The organism is Terriglobales bacterium (assembly GCA_035937135.1).
GTDB lineage: Bacteria > Acidobacteriota > Terriglobia > Terriglobales > Acidobacteriaceae > DASYVL01.
This window is the reverse complement of the sequence record DASYVL010000017.1, coordinates 1-4046: the sequence shown is the minus strand read 5'-3', so window position 1 is coordinate 4046 and position 4046 is coordinate 1. Positions and strand designations below refer to the sequence as shown.

Annotated in this window: 5 protein-coding genes; all 5 read left to right on the top strand. The window is 68.0% G+C overall.

Translation table 11 applies throughout. The features are described 5' to 3' along the window. Window positions 1-241: 241 nt before the first annotated feature. Window positions 242-1291: a hypothetical protein gene (locus VGQ94_00820; GenBank protein HEV2021049.1), complete on the top strand. Its 1050-nt coding sequence runs from the start codon at window positions 242-244 to the stop codon at window positions 1289-1291. Continuing rightward, window positions 1288-1782 carry a hypothetical protein gene (locus tag VGQ94_00815; GenBank protein HEV2021048.1) on the top strand — a complete coding sequence of 165 codons (495 nt, stop codon included), beginning with the start codon at window positions 1288-1290 and terminating at the stop codon, window positions 1780-1782. Before VGQ94_00820 ends, VGQ94_00815 begins: the two co-directional genes overlap by 4 nt. Beyond that, complete coding sequence (locus VGQ94_00810; GenBank protein ID HEV2021047.1) at window positions 1779-2519, top strand: cupin domain-containing protein; 741 nt, start codon at window positions 1779-1781, stop codon at window positions 2517-2519. Before VGQ94_00815 ends, VGQ94_00810 begins: the two co-directional genes overlap by 4 nt. Window positions 2520-2624: 105 nt before the next feature. Further along, a complete protein-coding gene (gene cofG, locus VGQ94_00805; protein HEV2021046.1) occupies window positions 2625-3758 on the top strand; it encodes a 7,8-didemethyl-8-hydroxy-5-deazariboflavin synthase CofG in 1134 nt (377 codons plus the stop codon). Further along, on the top strand, window positions 3755-4046 hold a 292-nt coding region (locus VGQ94_00800), incomplete at its 3' end, for a 2-phospho-L-lactate transferase CofD family protein (GenBank protein ID HEV2021045.1). The genes cofG and VGQ94_00800, both read left to right, overlap by 4 nt.

The following is a 4046-nucleotide window of genomic DNA, read 5'->3' as shown; positions in this document are numbered from 1 at the left end:
GGGACCGTACTTCAAGGAAGGGTCGCCGAACCCGAACTACGGGACGCCGCGCGCGGTCAACAATCCGCGCCAGTTCCAACTGGCGCTGAAGCTCTCATTCTGAAACCTCGAGGGGAGGCGGGCTCCGCGCCCGCCTCCGCGCTCGGGTCCGTGGAATCACTTCGTTCTCTCCCGTAGACCCATCCACTCGATGGCCGGCGCCGAAACAACACGGACAGCGGAGGATCAAAGTTTCGCGTCCATGAGCGCGCGGCGCATGCTGGTGGTGGGCGGCATCGCGCTCGTCGCCGCCGGGATGCTGCTGGGCGACCTCTTCGCCGTCTTCGTCCTGCACCAGAACGCCGGTCGCATCGGCCAGCACCTGACTGCCGCGGTGGACGCAGTAGCGGCTGAGAACCCTCAGGCGGCGCTCCAGAATTTTGCCGCTATCGGCGGGCGGCTGGAGAACCGCGGCACCAAAGTCGACGCCCACGCCCACATCATTGCTTTTGGATACCTGGCGCTGCTGCTGGCGCTGGCGCAACCTTACCTGGCGATGAGCGAAGCCGTGCGCCGGCGTCTGGCGCAGCTTTTTCTCGCCGGCGCCATACTGCTGCCCCTTTCGGTCTTCCTCATCCATTACGTGGGCCTGGAGTACAGCCCGCTCGAATCCATCGGATGGGCGAGCATCACCGCCAACTTCGGAGGATTCTTGGTCATCGTGGCCTGCGCCGGATACCTGGCGGGGCTGGTGCGGCATCTGCGCAGCGGCCGCAGCGCGGACGATCCCCTGCTGCGTGACCGCAGCCGAAGCGCGCGCACGCTGCTTGCCGGAGGCACACTGCTCATCCTGGCGGGCTTCCTGCACGGCGCGTACTACGCCTCGGTGGATCTGGCGGAGCACGAGACGCGCGAGTCGCGCATCCTCTCGGCCATGGTGGAGCGCGCGGCGCAGAAGGACCTCGCCGCGGCGCACCAGGCGGTCGCCGATTACGGGATGCTGCAGGGGGAGAAGGCGGTAGCCATCGCCGCGCACTCACACATCATCGAGTTCGGACTGCTGGCGGTGCTGCTGGCCTTTCTCCAGCCCTACGTGATGCTGAGCGAGCGCTGGAAACAGCGCTGGGCGGCGGTGTTGCTGGCGGGGTCGGTCGTCCTGCCGGTCTTCGTGCTGGCCGAACTGCGGCTGGGGCTGGCAGCGGGCGGGATCGCCGACGCCGGTGGGCTACTGGTGATCGTCGCGCTGCTGGGGATGCTGGCGGGCGTGGTGCGCTACACCGGCAGCCTGGACGCGGGAAGGACGGCGCCATGAGCGCGTCGCGCAAGCTGCTGCTGGCGGGCGGGCTCGTGCTCGTCCTGTGGGCGATGAGCTACGGGCTGTGGTACGCCCTGTTCGTCGAGCATCAGACGCTCGAAAGCATGGGCGGAGCGCTGGCCACCGGATTCGCGCAGGCGGCCGAGCGCAAGATGGATGACGCCCACGCTTCGCTCGCCAGCTACGCCGACACTGAGTTCGCCTACGTGCGCCAGGTGGACGTGCACTCGCACTGGGGCGGGCTGGCAGTTTTGCTGATGTTGCTGGTTGTGGCCTTCGACCGCGTGGGCTTCTCCGAGCGCGTGCGCACGGCGCTGGCCGCGCTGCTGCTGGCAGGGTCGTTCCTCTTCCCGCTGGGAGTGCTATTGCAGACCGTCGACCGCGGCGCGGGGCCGAAGGCGCTGGCGGCGGCGGGCGCGGCCATGGTCATCCTTGGGCTGGCCGCGGTGGCGGTGGGCTTTGCGCGCGGGGAGGCTCCCGGACGATGAAAGTTCTAACTGGCGGGGCTCGAGTCTTCGGCGCGGAGGAAGGAGAGGGCGCCAGCGCGGCAGGCGCGCGCTCCCGCACTCCTATCTGTCGCCAGAGCGGCGCGCAGCAGATCGCGCAGACGGTCCGGGAGTATGGGCGCGGCCACGCGGCGACGCACGTGCATTCGGCGGCGGAAGAGATTCTCTACGCGGCGAGCGGGCGAGGCGCCTGCCACATCGCCGGCTTCCGCTACCCGATCGAGCCGGGCAGCGGCGTCTACATCCCGTCAGGCGCGGCGTGGAGCGTGGAGAATCCCTCCCACGAGCCGCTGGTGTTGGTGAGCGTCTGCTGTCCGGAGGAGTCCGCACAAGAAGTGGACGAACCCGCGCGCTCGCCCGGAGTCGATCCTCCGCGGCGTGTGGTGCACGAGCGTGACTGCGAAGCCATCCCCTCCGGCGACCGCCAGTTCAAGCTGCTGGTGGACAAAGACCTCGGCTGCCGCCAGGTGACCCAGTTCGTGGGATTCATCCCTCCCAGCAAGGCGCCCTTCCACAGTCACACCTACGAGGAGGCCATATACATCCTGGAGGGCACCGGCGTCGCGCACACCGAGCAGGAGAGCGCGGAGTTCGGGCCGGGAACCAGCATCTACCTCCCGCCGGGCACGCGGCATTGCCTGGAGAATCCGGGCACAGCCGCGGTGAAGTTGCTGGGCGTGTTCTATCCCTCGGGCAGCCCGTCGGCACGGTATGATTGACCGGCTCATGGGGTCATCGAGCCCGCGAGCGATCGGGTCATTTGCGTGAGCCTGCCAGTCCTCCACAGCGCCGCGAAGCAATCTCTGCGAACCCAACTGGATGAGGTGCGTGACGGGTTGGAGGTCGAGCACGCCCTGGCCTGCCGACTGATCCGTTGCACGGACGACGCGCTTCCGGAATTGCTGCAGACGGCGCGCGCGCTCAAAGAACGGTTCAAGCCGGGCGCGATCACCTACTCCCCCAAAGTCTTCCTTCCCCTGACCAACCTGTGCCGCGACGCCTGCGGCTACTGCATCTTCCGGCGCAGTCCGGGCGAGCCGGGCGCGCACACCATGAGTCCGGACGAAGCCCTGAGCGTAGCCAAGGCGGGAGAGAAGCTGGGCTGTCGCGAGGCGCTCTTCAGCCTGGGCGACAAGCCGGAGCTGGACTTCCCCGAGATGCGCGCGGCGCTCGCGAGTCTGGGATACAAATCCACTTTGCATTATCTCGAAGCGATGTGCGAACTCGTGCTGCGGGAGACGAGCCTTTTGCCGCACGCCAATCCCGGACTGATGAGCGCGGCGTGGGTGCGGCGGCTGGCGAGGTGGTCTCCCAGCATGGGGCTGATGCTCGAAAGCACCAGCACGGCGCTACTCGCGCGCGGCGCGGCGCACGATGGCGCGCCCGATAAAGTCCCGGCGAAACGGGTGGCCACTCTCGAACACGCCGGGCGCCAGGGGATTCCCTTCACCACGGGGCTGCTGATCGGGATCGGAGAGACGCCGGAAGATCGAGTGGAAACGCTCTTCGCCATCCGCGAACTGAACCGCCGCTACGGACACGTCCAGGAAGTCATCGTGCAGAACTTCCGTGCCAAGCTGGGCATCCCCATGAGCGCGCATCCCGAGCCCACGCCCGGCGAGATGTTGCGCACGGTGGCGGTGGCGCGGCTCATCCTCGGGAACATGAACCTGCAAGCGCCGCCCAACCTCACCGAGCGCTATGAGGAGTTGATCGAGGCGGGCATCAACGACTGGGGCGGGGTCAGTCCGCTGACTCCTGACTACATCAATCCCGAGGCTCCGTGGCCGCACCTGGCAGAGCTCGAGCGCCGCACGCGCGCCGCAGGACAGCAACTCAAGCCGCGCTTGACGGTGTACCCGGAGTTTCTGGCCGCGATCGCCGAACGCGGCGGATTGTTGGCGGAAAAAGTTCTGGCGGCAGCGGATGACGAGGGCTACCTGCGGAGGGTGGCATGATCGTCGTGCTCACCGGCGGGACGGGCGGCGCGAAGTTCGTCCAGGGCCTGAAGCAGGTTGTGCCGCCGCGCGAGCTGACCTTTATCGTCAACACCGGCGACGACCTGCGCTGGTGGGGCCTGCACGTCTCGCCTGACGTGGATTCCATTACCTACGCCCTCGCCGGGACGCTGAGCCGCGAGCGCGGCTGGGGCGTAGAGGGCGATGCCTTCGAGTGTCTGGACGCCATGCGGCGGCTGGGCGCGCCGTCGTGGTTCCAGCTCGGCGACCGCGACCTGGCGCTGCACA

Bases quoted from the DNA above. Each gene is read 5' to 3' on its own strand.
- VGQ94_00820 (HEV2021049.1), top strand. From the start codon at position 242: ATGAGCGCGCGGCGCATGCTGGTGGTGGGCGGCATCGCGCTCGTCGCC.
- VGQ94_00815 (HEV2021048.1), top strand. From the start codon at position 1,288: ATGAGCGCGTCGCGCAAGCTGCTGCTGGCGGGCGGGCTCGTGCTCGTC.
- VGQ94_00810 (HEV2021047.1), top strand. From the start codon at position 1,779: ATGAAAGTTCTAACTGGCGGGGCTCGAGTCTTCGGCGCGGAGGAAGGA.